The organism is Flagellimonas allohymeniacidonis, assembly GCF_004296335.1.
In the GTDB taxonomy this organism is placed as follows: domain Bacteria; phylum Bacteroidota; class Bacteroidia; order Flavobacteriales; family Flavobacteriaceae; genus Flagellimonas; species Flagellimonas allohymeniacidonis.
This window is the reverse complement of record NZ_SGIU01000002.1, coordinates 625044-638987: the sequence shown is the minus strand read 5'-3', so window position 1 is coordinate 638987 and position 13944 is coordinate 625044. Positions and strand designations below refer to the sequence as shown.

The window sequence follows — 13944 nt, the reverse complement described above, 5'->3', positions numbered from 1 at the left end:
AAAGATTCTAATTCATCAATTCCTCTTTGATGAAATCATAACAGAATTCTTTGATTTCTTCCCTGGTTTTACGAAAGGCCAGGTATATTTCATCTTGGGTTCCTGCAACTTTTGAAGGGTCCGAAAAATTGTGATGGATGCGCTCTGCGTTTTTGGCCGGAATAAAGGGACAGTTTTCCTTGGCATGGTCACATACGGTGATAATATAATCCCATTCGATGCCCTCGTACTCGTCAACATGGTTGGAGGTATGCTGCGAGATGTCAATACCGTCCTCCTTCATAATGGAGACAGCCCCAGGGTTGAGCCCATGGGTTTCGATGCCAGCACTGTACACTTTGGCCAGAGCATCTTGATAGTGATTGAGATAGCCATGGGCCATTTGGCTACGGCATGAGTTTCCGGTGCAAAGAACCAATACGTTTTTCATTTTTTTTGATTTGATGATTAATCTATTCCTATAGTGTTACTTCGTTTTTCAAAAAGTAGGTTGTCTTTCCACATACCATTTATTTTTCCAACCCGTTCTCGTTTTCCGATGAATCGAAAACCCACCTTTTCATGAAGCTCTATACTAGCCCCGTTTTCAGGGAAAATCCCTGATTGAATGGTCCAAAAACCAGCCTTTTCACTTTCTTCAACAAGTTTTTTCAGAAGTGCCTTGCCCACTCCTTTTCCACGACTAAGTGCACCAACATAGACGCTAACTTCCCCTACACCTCCATACACACATCGGCTGGAAACCGGTGAGAGGGCTGCCCATCCTAGGAGCTGATTACCCTCTTCCGCTACAATGCGGCAAGATTTTACATGAGCTTGGTCCCAACTTTTGTAGCTGGGGATTTGTTGTTCAAACGTGGCCAAGCCCGTATTGATCCCCTCTTGGTAGATTTGGGAGACCTGTACCCAATCTTCAGGTTTCATTTCACGGATTACCATGGCACCACAAATTTAGCAACAACCGCTTTCTGGAGTGCAACAATTTGCCATTTCTTTGGGATTTTCCTGTGTTTTAACTGGAACACCGCAAGTGTCCTTGGCCTTACAGTCCGTTTTTTCTATGGAAAGATTAAGAACCAACGCTTTTTCCGTTATGCCATATCCTTGAACAAAGAGTTGTGCCGTATTGAAGTCGTTATTGCTGTATTCGAATTTTATCTCGGCATCTTGCACCATGGGACGCATTCGATCTACTTTGTTCAGAATTCCCAAAGCCTTGTAGCCTGTCATGTATTCGGTTTTTCCAATTTCCTTTGGGCTCTCCCATAGTTGAACCACGGTTTCTTTCCAGTGGTCGGTTCGCGCCCCACAGTCGACAGAATCCACACTAATGTTTTTTACCTCAGTGATATGATAATTCGCCCCAACATATTTGTCTGTTTGGTATTCGAACATTAATTCCTTGCCTTGGTTTGATTTGAGCAGTTGTAAAAATTCTTGCGTATTCATGGTTTCAACAACAATTACGGTTAATATTTGAAAAGAAGTCATGGAAGGCCTGTTGTAGTTCCATCCATCGGTCTTGGTCGATACAATAACAAAGGTTTTTTCCCTCAAAGGTCCCTTTGAGCAGTCCTATTTTTTTGATTTCATTTAAATGTTGGGAAATGGTAGGCTGTGCCAATCCGATAACATCCACAAGGTCATTGCATATACAGGCTTCTTGTTTACTGATATGTTCCAATATCGCAATGCGCGCAGGATGAGCCAACACCTTGGCAGCTTGGGCCAAATCATTCTGTTGGACGGAAAAGATATGTGTCTTGGTAACTCCCATTTAATTCTTATATTGCAATATTACGATAAAGCTAATAAATAAAAAAGCCAGAAGTATATTTTCTGACTTTTTGTATATGAATTATAACCCTTTAAACCAGTTTTGGAAATACTCTCCAACCAGAAAAACGGGTTTCTGATGTCCATTGATGGAACCTATTAAACTGACTATCCATAAGATCAGAGGGAAAATCCATCCGATAAGATTTACTACAGGAATGATTCCCAGAACAAAACCTACCAGCATTATACCGAGAACCTGTCTAATATAAAAAGAACCCAGCTCTGTTTTGTTGCTACTGTTCATAATGATGGCAATGATCCATCCAATCAAGGTAAGATGGGCAATGATGGCCACAGTCTTGCCACTCTCAGGGTTTGCAGGATCAAAAGCTTCCTTGACATCCTCCTTAAATTCTTGGGCTGCCTCCTTGGCTTCCTCGGTAAAATCCTTGGCGGCTTCCTTGGCATCTTCGGCAGCTTCCTTCGCTGTTTCTTTGGCTTTGTCGAAAGCTTCTTCCGCTTTATCTCCTAAATCTTTTTTTTCGTCAGACATAGTGCTATTAATTTGTTGGTTGTAATCCTCTAAAAATAAGGATTATTTCAATAGCTAGAGGAATGCTTTATCAACAGGTTCCCAAAGTTCTAATTTGTTGCCTTCTGGATCCAGAATCCAGCCAAATTTACCGTAGTCAAATTCCTGTATTTCTCCCACGATGGTGACCCCTTCCTTTTCCAAAGCAGCTAAAAGCTCTACCAAATTTTCGACCCTGAAGTTCATCATAAACTGTTTTTCGCTGGGTGCAAAATAGGTGGTGTCATCCTTCATCGGACTCCACTGCGTCATGCAATCGTTACCTTCGGCATCTTTCCACCAGAAACTCCAACCATAATTGTCTGTTGGAATTCCCAGGTGATTTTTATACCATTCCTTGATATGATCTGGATTCTGGGCTTTAAAGAAAAATCCGCCCAAGCCGGTTACTCTGTTTTTCATCTCTTTGTTTTTACATTTTTTTCATACAATGCAATCCATTGCTGAGGTGTCATTTTTTGACATAAGCTAGCAATCAAATCGTAGGGAATGTTGTCGATTTTCTTAAATCGAACACAACTTTTACCCATATCCAATTTGGTTTTCACATATTTTGGATACTCCTGAACAAACCAATCCAACAAGTCCTTATCCGCATAGATCCCAGAATGATAAAGGGCAACAAAGTTCTTTTGTGATGCAATGTTGATGAAGGGGAGCGGGAGTTTTGTATCGCAGTGATAGCCATCAGGGTAAAGGGAATGCGGCACCACGTAACCAATCATTTTATAACTGATACATTCCTCGAAACCTTTGGGCAAATTGCTTTTTATGGTCTCCCGTAGTTTAGATACGGCCGCTTTTCGTTCTTCTGGAATTTTCTCAATGTATTCATCAGGAGTTTTGGCATCTATGGTCATGGTTGTTCTATTTACGTTGCAAAATGAGTGAAGAAATCAAGGATATGATAAATCCGATGACAAAAACGGTCATTGCCATAAGCAAGAAAGAAAATAAAGGATTTCCAAACATCTCTTTTTGAGCCTCCAATTCGGTCAGCTTCACTTTAAACTCTTCCGCGGATAAAGTTTCCTCCATTTTTTTTGCCGTTTGTTCGTAATAAGAGTCCATAAACTCTGGATTGAGAACCTCTGTATAGAAGATATCCAATACTCCAAAGACCAAGGCAGTGATCAAACTGATCAGAACACCAATGGTCAATGCTTTTTTGAAACTGACCTTTCCGTCGTTTTCATGATCCCTAAAATGCTTTATACCGAAGAATACAAAGCCTAGGGATACAATCATGGCGGCATACCCCAAAACCTCTTGGGTAGCAAGGGGAAATTCGGATAATAGCGTCCAACTTAGAAGGAAAAGAACGGAGATACAAATGGCACCGTACGTACCGTAGCGGATGACTGTTTTTTTCATAATGTTTGTGTTTTACGGTTGGTTCAAAAGTAAGGTGGGGGCAGCCAATGCAGTTCATACTAAAGTACCAAATTCACGGTACTTGGTCGGATTTGATCTAAGCAGCTATGATTTTCAACTCTTTGGCCTTTTGTATGGCCTGCGTTCTTCGCTTCGCATCCAATTTTACCAGCAGATTGGAAACATGGGTTTTGACAGTGCTTTCCGATACATGCAGCGTATCACCAATCTCTCTATTTGAAAGCCCTTTTGAGATATGAACCAAAACCTCATATTCTCGCTTGCTGATTCCGAGATACTGTACTTTTTCTTTATCAATTTCATCAACACTGGTCCCTTGTCTTTTTGAAGTTCTCTTATTGATGTAGACACCGATTGCAAAAAAAAGAATGGCAACCACGGAAATAACCGTTTCTATCCCCAGGTCTCCGGAGATATAGGAGTATTCACTTAACTTGAAGAGAACAAGTAAAGCGACAATAAGTGCCGAAAAAACGAAAATGGTCTTTTTCACCCATTAAATTTAACAAAATCTCTCTTTGACTTTGTCCACAATGGTCTGTGCGAGTTTTTCCTTGCTCTCCACCGTCCATCCAGCCACATGAGGCGTAAGCAACACGTTTTTGGCCTTTTTTAAATATTTGAAGGCCTTGGGCTTTTGGGCAAACATGTTTTCGAAAGATTTTTTCTCATATTCCAAAACGTCCAATCCAGCGCCCAAGATTTTTCCAGATTTGAGCCCTGCCACCAAATCTTTGGTCACAACACATTTTCCGCGTGCCGTGTTCAAGAGCCAAAAAGGTTTATGAAATTCATTGATAAATTCAGAATTCATCATACCAACGGTACTTTCGGTTTGGGGCACATGCAGACTTATCACATCAGATTTCTGCTGAAACTCCATGATGCCCACCTGTCTTGCATTGTCATCACCAACACCACCAACAATATCATAACAAATGACTTCCACGTCAAAACCTATCAGTTTTTTGGCAAAGGCCTTTCCCATGTTTCCGTAGCCGATTATGCCAACAGTTTTTCCTTCAAGTTCGACGCCGCGATTGCCTTCTCGGTCCCATTTTCCTTTTTTTACTTCTCGATTGGCTTTGGTCATCTTGTTCATTAAGGCCAAGAGCATCCCCAGCGTATGTTCGCCAACCGCGTTTCTATTTCCTTCAGGTGCCGAAGCAAGGAAAACATCTTTTTCTTTGGCGTATTCGACATCCATGTTTTCCAAACCGGCCCCCAGTCGACCAATAAATTTTAACTGGGTAGCCCGATCCAAAAACTGGCGATCAATGGTAAATCGACTTCGAATGATGACACCGTCATATAAGTGGATTTTCTTCTCAACTTCTTCTTTGGTCGAGGTGTAGTCTTCATCATTTTCAAATCCCAATTCCTTGAACTGATCAATGATTAATGGATGGTTAATGTCTAAATGGAGTACTTTCATATTTTCGGATACTCCGTTTGGGTCATTTCATGTTGCACCGCCCCAGTATGTGCGGTACTTAGTTTTTCAAACAGCAGTACGTGGACTTCCTCACCATTTTTGGTCATAGGATTGTGTTCCACTCCTTTGGGGACAACAATAATCTCACCCTCGTTGACCACTTCGGTTCTATCCCGAAATTGCATATAAAGGGTGCCTTTTACCACTTGAAACAGCTCATCCTCGTTTTCATGGGCATGCCAAACAAATTGACCTTGAAGTTTAGCGAGCAACACCTGCATATCATCAACTACAGCAATTTGATGTGGATGCCATTTTTGGGCAAACTCGGCGTGTTTCTTTTTAAGATTAATGGGTTTCATATTCAAGAATTAAATGCCAAGAATGACTTTGGCTATCATGAAATAAATTAGAATTCCGAAAATATCATTGCTTGTGGTAATGAACGGTCCAGTGGCAATGGCAGGATCAATTCCTCTTTGATTTAAAAACAAGGGAATGAACGTTCCAATAATACCGGCGACGACAATTACGGCAACCAACGATACGGAAATTGCCAAAGCCATATTGAAATCACCTTTCCACAACCAGGTAAAGACCATCAATAAAACGGCTAATATCAATCCGTTTAAAAGGGCGAGCAACATCTCTTTGATGAGCCGATTACCAATACTCCCCTTTAAGTCATCATTGGCCAAACCTTGCACTATAATGGCACTGGACTGCACTCCTACATTTCCGGCCATTGCCGCTATCAAGGGTGTAAAGAAAAATAAAATGGCATGTTTGGCTATCATTTCCTCAAAACCACCCATTATGGCAGCAGCCCCAAGGCCACCAAAAAGCCCCAATATCAACCAGGGAAGTCGTGCCCGGGTAAGTTCCCAAATGCTGTCATCAGCTTCCACATCTTGTGAAATACCGGCAGCCAATTGATAATCCTTATCAGCTTCCTCTCGGATGACATCCACAATATCATCGATGGTGATGCGTCCTACCAACCGACCTATTTCATCCACTACAGGAATGGCTTCAAGGTCATATTTGGACATAATTTTGGCCACTTCCTCTCCTTTTTCATTAACGGTAACGGAGTCTACCTTTGAAATGTATACATCTTTGATATGGGTTGTGGTCGAGGTGGTCAATAAATCTTTCAGGGACAACCTTCCTTTAAGTTTGCCTTCATCATCCACTACATAAATGGAATGGACGCGGGTAACATTTTCTGCCTGGGCACGCATTTCCTTTACGCAGGTAAGAACGTTCCAATTTTCATTCACCTTGACCAACTCCTTTGCCATGAGTCCACCTGCCGTGTCTTCATCGTATCGCAAAAGATCAACGATGTCTTTGGCATGTTCTCGATCTTCAATTTCTGAAATGACCTCCTGGATGATTTCCTTGGGGAGCTCACCCACAATATCTGCGGCATCATCGGTATCGAGGGCTTCAAGCTCGCCCGCAATTTCCTTTGCGGAAAGGTTGTTCAAAACCGATTCCCGCACATCCTCATGCATCTCTGCAAGAATATCAGAGGTTTTTTCGCTATCCAGCAACTTAATGAGATAGGTAGCTTCCTCAACGCTAAGCTCATCGGCAATCTCAGCGATATCCGCATAGTGGAATTCCTTCATCATTGACCGCAGGGTAGTATTCTTTTTATCCGCGATCAACTGCCGAATATCAACTAATAGCTCATCTGTGAGTTTAAACGGGGTCATTGGCAATTTGCTGAGTGAGCGCCACAAAGTCTGATACTCCCAGCTGTTCCGGGCGCTGGTCAAATATAGTATCTTCTTTTAGATTATCGGAAAGATCGAAGGTTTTAAGACTATTGCGCAAAGTCTTCCTTCTTTGATTGAAAGCAGTCTTCACTACTTTGAAAAATAAATGTTCGTCACAATCAAGTTTGAACTCCTTTTTTCTGGCCAATCGGAGAACTCCCGATTGTACCTTTGGCGGAGGGTCGAATACTTGGGGATGCACGGTGAAAAGATATTCGGCTTCATAAAAGGCCTGCACCAAAACAGAAAGGATACCGTAGGTTTTTGTTCCTGGTTTTTCACAAATGCGTTGGGCCACTTCCTTTTGAAACATGCCTGAGAATTCGGGAATCTGATTGCGCATTTCCAGTAGCTTGAAAACAATTTGACTTGATATGTTGTAGGGAAAGTTGCCTGTAATAGCAAACTGTTCCTCGCCATAGAGCTGTTTAAGATCAAATTTCAAAAAATCTGCTTCAATGATATTGAGCTTGTTATTTCTTTTGAACACCTCCGGATGTTCCAATCGAAAACTATGGTTTAAATAGACGATGGACTCCTCATCCAAATCCATAGCCACCAAATCAACTCCACGAAGGAGCAAAAACTTTGTCAGAATACCCATGCCAGGCCCTATTTCCAGAACATTGTTATAACCTTGAAGGGACAAGGTGTCCGCAATTTGCTTGGCTATATTTTCGTCGGTTAAAAAGTGCTGCCCTAAATGCTTTTTTGCAGTAACAGCGGCGGGGTCTTTCCCGTTTGTAGGCCTTTTGGACTTGCTTTTCGCAAGCTTTTTGTAGTTTTTCTTGGACACGGGACGTTTTTCTGCAAGTTAGTTGGAATTTTCGACATAAACCCACGCCCATTTCCCCGATTTGAGTTGGAACTTTTCCCGTTTGTAGGCGCTGGTTTCGTAAATGTCGGCTTTCTTTAGATCTATCTCGGAAACCTCGTAAGCGACGCCTTCTACTTCATGTTCTTGTTGATTTGTTTTTATGACCAGAGGATACCTTTGGTAAACCGCGGCATCGGTTTTTTGAAAACCTGTTAGAACATCAATTGAGCCGATTAAGGGCTTGCCAAAAACATAAATTTGAACTTGCGCATCTTGAAGCGTGCCGTAGGTAAAAAGATAATCCAAGATTTAGGGTATTTGCTGGCTTACCACCTCCAGTTCGGTTCGGAAGGCCACAAATTTATCGGCAAAGCGTTGAAGACCATCCCCTCTCATTTTCTCAGCATCCTCCTTGTAGTACGCTTCCAAAGTGCTTCGGTCCTTCGTGGTATACTGAACGGAATAGGTTACCCCTCCCATATCTTCCTCAACCAATACTTTCATCATTTTGGCATGTGAAAATTTGCCAGTGGACAGCATATCGGGAATGTGCTTATCGCGCATCCAATGAAGCCATTCATCATGAACGCTTTCGTCAATGTTTATGGTAACGTTGTAAATCAGCATCGCTCTTGGTTTGATATGCCAAAAGTAGAGAAGAATCAGTTAATGGCATCACCACGAAGCCTTCTAAAGTGCTTCCGGGCTTTGGGGAAATAATAGCTATCCTGATAGTTGTAGATGATTTTTTCGTAATGATACTTTGCTTTTTCAGGTTCAGCTAGAATGTTTCGGTATAATTCTCCAAGGGCGTAGTGGGCATCATCTGCCAAAATCCCATCCGAATAAAACTCCACAATCTTTTGATAATTGAATTCGGCGTCTTGATATCTCTTCTGTCCTTCAAGCAATTGTCCCTGTCTTAAGAGTGCTTCATCCTCAATTTTCTCACCCTTGTGGTTTTGCAAAATGTCCTCCAAAGCCGAAATGGCCTTCTCGGTTTTGTTTTGATAGGCTAATAGATCGGCCCTGGCATATTTTTTAAGGGCGGTTTGGGTAGAATCCTCCAAAGAATTATCGGAAATCAGCAGGCTCAATTGCATGGCATCATTGGCGATAAGCTGGGAGGTTGACCCTCGCAATACCTTTAACTGGGTAAGTGCCCAATCGAAATCTCCTTTATAAAAACTGGTTTGGGCCACTTTGTAGCGGGCATCTTGTCCCAATACATCATTCTTTAATCGCTTCTGGATTTGGGTAAAATAGATGAGTGCCTGATTGAATTTTCGATCATACACCAGAATATCCCCAAGTGCCATTTTCAAGTAGGCTTCGACCATTCTGCCTAATGGGAGCTCCAAACTTTCCTTTAGCATGCCGATGGCCGGTGCTGGGGTGTTCTTTTTAAAGGTCAAAAAGTTGGCATATGCTATTTGTAACTGCTGCGTTTGGCTTTCATTGCCGTATTCTGCAACGAGCTTCAAATACTTCTTTTCAATGGCTTCCAATCCCTTTTTATCTGACGCTTCCAATTCAATATCAATTAGGTTAAGGTTGGCGTTGAGGCGGGTAATGGGATCATTGCTGCTTTCAACCACAAATTCAAAAATAGAAGTAGCCGATTCATTGGCCTTGTCTTCCAAAGCAATGTGCCCTAAGTCTTCAATTCGTTGTAAAGAAGATTCGTTGGTACGTTTGTATATCGCTTTTTCCTGCCCAAAAGCTCTTTCATACTGTTTCTGCTGAACAAAAAGCCAACTTAAAAGCTCATTCCAAAGCACATCAGGATTCTGCTGGGCATTTTTCAGCAATACTTTTCTTAAAATGACATTGTTTTGGTTGGAAGGATCTTCGGAAATGAATTCGTCAATGTTTCGAAGTATGTTGGAGCGAGAGGTTTTCCCTTGGGCAATAATATTGAGGTAAGAACGAAACATTTTTTCTACATCTCCTTGTTCCCCATAGATTCTTGCCAGTTGAAAATCATAGTTCAAGTCTGGCTTTAAGGCCATCGCCCTTGTATAGGCTTTGATAGCTTGGTCCAGAAGCGCATATTTTTGAAAACGGTAGCCGATACTATAACCGAAATTGGGATTTTCATCTATTTTTTGAAGCGCTTGGTCATAGAACGCTGTAGCTTTTTCGGGTTGTCGTTGAAGGGTATAATTGTATCCCAACTCAATATAAAATGTGGGAAACGCATAGGATTCCTCCAGTTTTTGCAAAAGAAATTTCTCCGCATCCTGGTAGCGTTCCAATTGTTGGTAGCAGGCTACAAGGCCTTCGGCATAATCGGTACGCCTGGGATTTTTTTGAACTAATTTTTCAAAGAAGACTACGGCTTTTTTATAATCCCCATCCTTAAAGTACTGTTTGGCCAAAAAGTCTTCTTGACCGTGGGAAGAACTTAATAACAAGAAAAAAGTAAAGAAAACTAGTAGGTGGCGCAATACGGTGTTTTATTTCAAATATAACGCAGATTGCCCATGGAATCTGTTAAGCGAATCCAAATTTAATGCAATTGTTGCCTAATTGATCTCCTCAAAACCGCAGTAGGGTACCAATACTTCAGGAATTTTTATACCGTCTGGGGTTTGGTAGTTCTCAAGAATCCCAGCTAAAACCCTTGGCAAGGCCAGTGAACTTCCATTTAGCGTATGGGCCAGTTGGCTTTTCCCATTTTCATCTTTAAAACGGAGTTTTAACCGATTGGCTTGATAGGTTTCAAAATTGGATACAGAACTAATTTCCAGCCATCGGTCTTGTGCTGTGGAGAACACCTCAAAGTCGTAGGTCAAGGCTGAGGTGAAACCTAAGTCTCCACCACATAATCGTAAAATACGGTAGGGCAATTTCAATTCACGAAGGATGGTCTTGACATGCTCCACCATGTCGTCCAAAGCTTGATAGGAATTGTTTGGATGTTCAATGCGAACAATTTCCACTTTGTCAAACTGGTGCAGACGGTTTAGGCCACGAACATGGGCCCCATAACTACCTGCCTCTCTTCTGAAGCATGGGGTATAACCCGTATAGGTAATGGGAAAATCTTTCATGGAGAGCAAATCGCCTCGGTGTAGATTGGTAATGGGTACCTCTGCCGTGGGGATGAGGTAAAGGTCGTCGGCTTGCACATGGTACATTTGACCTTCTTTGTCGGGTAATTGCCCTGTACCATAACCAGAAGCCTCATTGATCATTAAAGGTGGTTGAACCTCTGCGTAGCCTGCCTCTGTATTTTTATCTAGGAAATAGGAAATTAGGGCGCGTTGCAATTTTGCACCCTTGCCTTTATACACAGGAAATCCTGCGCCTGTGATTTTTGCACCCAACTCAAAATCGATGATATCGTATTTTTTAGCTAACTCCCAATGGGGTAGGGCTTTGTCATCCAATACAGGAACGTCTCCTTCACGAGAGACCTCTTCATTGTCTTCATCAGTATTTCCAGAAGGAACAGATTCGTGCGGAATATTCGGAATCTGGTACAGTTGGTTCTGCAAGGCCTCAATGGCGAGGTTCAGGTCTTCCCCCATTTGTTTGGAAGCTTCTTTTAAATCTGCTGTTTTGCTTTTTAATGCGTTGGCTTCCTCAGCCTTGCCAGATTTAAACAGAGAACCGATTTCTTTGGAAAGCTTATTTGATTCAGCCAAGGTAGCATCCAATTTAGCTTGAATGGAACGTCTTTTTTCATCCAAGTCCAAAACGGCGTTCACGACGGGTTCAGCATCGATATTCCTCTTTTTCAAGGCTTTCAGAATGGAGTCCTTATTTTCCCGAATGATTTGCAATTGCAGCATGGCCTATTTTTGAAGGGCAAATTTAAACGAAACCGTTAAGTAGGGCAACTATTCTTTGCCCGGAGAAGACCTTATCCATTCGTTATGGGAAAAGTGTTTCCAAGGAACACTGGCCAAATCCACATCGGGGTCGATAAACTCGGCATACTTGCTACCATTCACTTTAACATGATTCACGACATACACCTCGATATCTTCACCATTTCTGGCATACTCCTTTTTAAGGTATTGTGCGAACTGCCAGGTAAAATCTGGGTAACAGGCTACTTTGCGCCTTTGCTTTTTGGTGAGATGATCGTCAAGTTTTACAAAATTGGTTTGCCCTGTCTTTTTAATGACTACCTTAACACGAATGTTTCCAGAGCGACTTCGCAACATCATCCGCCAACTCATCCTATGTCCTTCTTCGGTCCAAAGAACATCATCGGAAAAGGTGTGATGACGTAGGGGCAATATTAATTGCACCACGAAATAGATGGATAAGGCACCGATAAGCAATTTGTGATTTTTGGGATAAACCACTTCGTTTGTGATTTCTGCACCTTTATTTCTCAAGAAGATTTTTCGAATCGTCTTTGGGTCATAAAAGAATACAATAAAAGCTAACGAGAGGTAGGGAAAGATTCCAATTTGGAAAACAATACTGTTGAACAAATGAAAGAATATGGAAAGTCCCAAGAAAATGTTTCTCGTAGGCTTCCAAAGTAGGGCAGGAACCACAAGCAAATCGAACAAAATTCCAAAAACGGCCACTATCTTGTGCACCCATTCGAGCTGTAAGAAATCGCCAATAAGCCAATAATCTTGTTTCCCTCGCATCAGGATTTCGATGATACTAAAATCCAACCAATCCCCATAAAGTTTGGCCACCGAGGCATAGGTATACACAATGAACAATTGCAGGATAATCAACCAGCGGATGTAGTTGTACATGGTTTTTGAACGGAAGCCGGGATTCAGTTTACTGTCCAAAGAAACATCACGGCTTGCTGGAAGCATGGCCATGATAAAAGCCAATAACATTAACAAATAGTAGTGATTGTTGTATGAGGTTTTTTGCATTAAATACACCCCTGCCCACATAAAGGCGAAAAGAAAGGCGTTGAATCGATATTTGTATCCCAGAGTTATCAAGATGCCCAAGGTGCCCATGATGGCAAAATAGATATACATACCGTTTCCCGGCAGGGGCTGCAACCATTCAAAACCAATGAAGGAAAAAGTGAATTTGGGTTCCACTAAAGTTCTGCGTACCCATCCAGTGGCAATGGCTCCGTAACACTCTGCACTTATCAATAAACCGTAGAAAATACGGAAAGTCACTAGTTGCGCATTGTCAATTTTTCGAAATAGGAATTGGTTCTGCACCTTATTTGGAGATTAATTGCAGGGATTGTTGCCTATCTTTTTTCAATTGATTCTGTAAATCCTGCACAGAATCAAATTTGTGTTCATCGCGAATGCGATGCAGAAGTCGAACCTGGATTTTCTGGTCGTAAAGGTCACCATCGTAATCAAAGAAATGTATTTCGATACTTTTCTTGCCTCCAGAAACCGTGGGGTTATAACCAATGTTCATCATCCCATGATGCTCTTTAGCGCCCAATATTCCCTTAATCACGTAAACGCCATTTTTCGGAATTAACTTATAGGATTCCTCTATATGCAGGTTTGCCGTAGGAAATCCAAATTGTTTCCCCAGTCCTCTACCTTTTTTAATAGCGCCAGTCAACATGTAGGGGTAGTTCAAATAATTATTGGCCGTTTCAATATCACCTTCATGCAGAGCATTTCTAATTTTGGTGGAACTCACGGACACATCATCTATTTCTTGCACGGGGATTTCCTCTACTTCAAAATCGAGCGTGTTGCCGAAGGTCATTAAATCTTGAATGTTGGCATTACGGTTTCTACCAAATCGATGGTCGTAGCCAATTACTATCTTTTTGGTTTTAAGGGAATTGACTAAAATGTCTCGAACGAATTCCGTAGCAGAAAGTCTTGAAAATGCTTTGGTAAACGGATGAACAATCAAATAATCAAGCCCAAGTCCTTCCATGATTTGCTTCTTTTCATCTAAGGTATTCAGGAGTTTGATGTCGGTATCCTTTTGCAAAACCATCCTGGGATGCGGAAAAAAAGTAAGGACAGTAGACTTTAGGCCAGCAGTTTTGGCATCATTTATGAGGCGTTCCAGTATTCTGCGGTGTCCGATATGTACCCCATCAAAGGTGCCTATGGTCACTGCGGTTTGGAACGAGCTTTTAAATTGAGAAATACCTTGGATTGTCTCCACAAATGAGAAAATAAAAAAAGGCTTATTTTTGAAATCTCCTTAC

The 13944-nt window shown here is 41.7% G+C and carries 19 protein-coding genes; all 19 read right to left on the bottom strand.

Annotated features, from left to right (window positions below; translation table 11 throughout):
- Positions 1–7: 7 nt before the first annotated feature.
- On the bottom strand, positions 8–430 hold the full coding sequence (locus EW142_RS11185) for an arsenate reductase ArsC (protein ID WP_130613866.1): 423 nt from the start codon (positions 428–430) through the stop codon (positions 8–10).
- Positions 431–447: 17 nt separating this feature from the next.
- Positions 448–939: a GNAT family N-acetyltransferase gene (locus tag EW142_RS11180; RefSeq protein WP_130613864.1), complete on the bottom strand. Its 492-nt coding sequence runs from the start codon at positions 937–939 to the stop codon at positions 448–450.
- Positions 940–951: 12 nt separating this feature from the next.
- Positions 952–1449: a DUF6428 family protein gene (locus EW142_RS11175; protein ID WP_130613863.1), complete on the bottom strand. Its 498-nt coding sequence runs from the start codon at positions 1447–1449 to the stop codon at positions 952–954.
- A gap of 4 nt (positions 1450–1453) precedes the next feature.
- Complete coding sequence (locus tag EW142_RS11170; RefSeq protein ID WP_130613861.1) at positions 1454–1777, bottom strand: ArsR/SmtB family transcription factor; 324 nt, start codon at positions 1775–1777, stop codon at positions 1454–1456.
- Positions 1778–1858: 81 nt separating this feature from the next.
- Positions 1859–2332 (bottom strand): YtxH domain-containing protein, encoded by a 474-nt coding sequence (locus tag EW142_RS11165; protein ID WP_130613859.1) that lies wholly within the window; start codon positions 2330–2332, stop codon positions 1859–1861.
- 54 nt (positions 2333–2386) lie between these two features.
- Entirely contained in the window at positions 2387–2773 is a 387-nt protein-coding gene (locus tag EW142_RS11160; RefSeq protein WP_130613857.1) for a VOC family protein, read from the bottom strand.
- On the bottom strand, positions 2770–3231 hold the full coding sequence (locus EW142_RS11155) for a DUF1801 domain-containing protein (RefSeq protein WP_130613856.1): 462 nt from the start codon (positions 3229–3231) through the stop codon (positions 2770–2772). The genes EW142_RS11160 and EW142_RS11155 overlap by 4 nt, the downstream gene beginning before the upstream one ends.
- Before the next feature lie 7 nt (positions 3232–3238).
- Positions 3239–3745: a DUF4199 domain-containing protein gene (locus tag EW142_RS11150; protein ID WP_130613854.1), complete on the bottom strand. Its 507-nt coding sequence runs from the start codon at positions 3743–3745 to the stop codon at positions 3239–3241.
- A gap of 97 nt (positions 3746–3842) precedes the next feature.
- On the bottom strand, positions 3843–4259 hold the full coding sequence (locus tag EW142_RS16965) for a response regulator transcription factor (RefSeq protein ID WP_130613852.1): 417 nt from the start codon (positions 4257–4259) through the stop codon (positions 3843–3845).
- A gap of 9 nt (positions 4260–4268) precedes the next feature.
- Positions 4269–5201, bottom strand: coding sequence for a 2-hydroxyacid dehydrogenase (locus EW142_RS11140; protein ID WP_130613850.1), 933 nt, complete (start codon positions 5199–5201; stop codon positions 4269–4271).
- Positions 5198–5563 (bottom strand): cupin domain-containing protein, encoded by a 366-nt coding sequence (locus EW142_RS11135; RefSeq protein WP_130613848.1) that lies wholly within the window; start codon positions 5561–5563, stop codon positions 5198–5200. Before EW142_RS11135 ends, EW142_RS11140 begins: the two co-directional genes overlap by 4 nt.
- Positions 5564–5572: 9 nt before the next feature.
- On the bottom strand, positions 5573–6925 hold the full coding sequence (mgtE, locus tag EW142_RS11130) for a magnesium transporter (protein WP_130613846.1): 1353 nt from the start codon (positions 6923–6925) through the stop codon (positions 5573–5575).
- Entirely contained in the window at positions 6912–7784 is an 873-nt protein-coding gene (gene rsmA / locus EW142_RS11125) for a 16S rRNA (adenine(1518)-N(6)/adenine(1519)-N(6))-dimethyltransferase RsmA (protein WP_130613844.1), read from the bottom strand. Before rsmA ends, mgtE begins: the two co-directional genes overlap by 14 nt.
- Positions 7785–7802: 18 nt before the next feature.
- On the bottom strand, positions 7803–8111 hold the full coding sequence (locus tag EW142_RS11120; RefSeq protein WP_165395264.1) for a gamma-glutamylcyclotransferase family protein: 309 nt from the start codon (positions 8109–8111) through the stop codon (positions 7803–7805).
- A gap of 3 nt (positions 8112–8114) precedes the next feature.
- Positions 8115–8432, bottom strand: coding sequence for a DUF4286 family protein (locus tag EW142_RS11115; protein WP_130613841.1), 318 nt, complete (start codon positions 8430–8432; stop codon positions 8115–8117).
- Between the two features lie 35 nt (positions 8433–8467).
- Complete coding sequence (locus tag EW142_RS11110; RefSeq protein WP_130613840.1) at positions 8468–10255, bottom strand: tetratricopeptide repeat protein; 1788 nt, start codon at positions 10253–10255, stop codon at positions 8468–8470.
- Between the two features lie 78 nt (positions 10256–10333).
- Positions 10334–11605, bottom strand: a complete 1272-nt coding sequence (gene serS / locus EW142_RS11105) for a serine--tRNA ligase (RefSeq protein ID WP_130613838.1) — start codon at positions 11603–11605, stop codon at positions 10334–10336.
- A gap of 48 nt (positions 11606–11653) precedes the next feature.
- Positions 11654–12973, bottom strand: coding sequence for an HTTM domain-containing protein (locus EW142_RS11100; protein WP_130613837.1), 1320 nt, complete (start codon positions 12971–12973; stop codon positions 11654–11656).
- Between the two features lies 1 nt (position 12974).
- Positions 12975–13901 carry a bifunctional riboflavin kinase/FAD synthetase gene (locus tag EW142_RS11095; protein WP_130613835.1) on the bottom strand — a complete coding sequence of 309 codons (927 nt, stop codon included), beginning with the start codon at positions 13899–13901 and terminating at the stop codon, positions 12975–12977.
- Positions 13902–13944 lie beyond the last annotated feature (43 nt).

Coding starts and splice junctions, on each gene's coding strand:
- EW142_RS11175 (WP_130613863.1), bottom strand. CDS start 1,449: ATGAATACGCAAGAATTTTTACAACTGCTCAAATCAAACCAAGGCAAG.
- EW142_RS11155 (WP_130613856.1), bottom strand. CDS start 3,231: ATGACCATAGATGCCAAAACTCCTGATGAATACATTGAGAAAATTCCA.
- EW142_RS11160 (WP_130613857.1), bottom strand. CDS start 2,773: ATGAAAAACAGAGTAACCGGCTTGGGCGGATTTTTCTTTAAAGCCCAG.
- EW142_RS11150 (WP_130613854.1), bottom strand. CDS start 3,745: ATGAAAAAAACAGTCATCCGCTACGGTACGTACGGTGCCATTTGTATC.
- EW142_RS11115 (WP_130613841.1), bottom strand. CDS start 8,432: ATGCTGATTTACAACGTTACCATAAACATTGACGAAAGCGTTCATGAT.
- EW142_RS11165 (WP_130613859.1), bottom strand. CDS start 2,332: ATGTCTGACGAAAAAAAAGATTTAGGAGATAAAGCGGAAGAAGCTTTC.
- EW142_RS11180 (WP_130613864.1), bottom strand. CDS start 939: ATGGTAATCCGTGAAATGAAACCTGAAGATTGGGTACAGGTCTCCCAA.
- EW142_RS11170 (WP_130613861.1), bottom strand. CDS start 1,777: ATGGGAGTTACCAAGACACATATCTTTTCCGTCCAACAGAATGATTTG.
- EW142_RS11135 (WP_130613848.1), bottom strand. CDS start 5,563: ATGAAACCCATTAATCTTAAAAAGAAACACGCCGAGTTTGCCCAAAAA.
- EW142_RS11185 (WP_130613866.1), bottom strand. CDS start 430: ATGAAAAACGTATTGGTTCTTTGCACCGGAAACTCATGCCGTAGCCAA.
- EW142_RS11140 (WP_130613850.1), bottom strand. CDS start 5,201: ATGAAAGTACTCCATTTAGACATTAACCATCCATTAATCATTGATCAG.
- serS (WP_130613838.1), bottom strand. CDS start 11,605: ATGCTGCAATTGCAAATCATTCGGGAAAATAAGGACTCCATTCTGAAA.
- mgtE (WP_130613846.1), bottom strand. CDS start 6,925: ATGACCCCGTTTAAACTCACAGATGAGCTATTAGTTGATATTCGGCAG.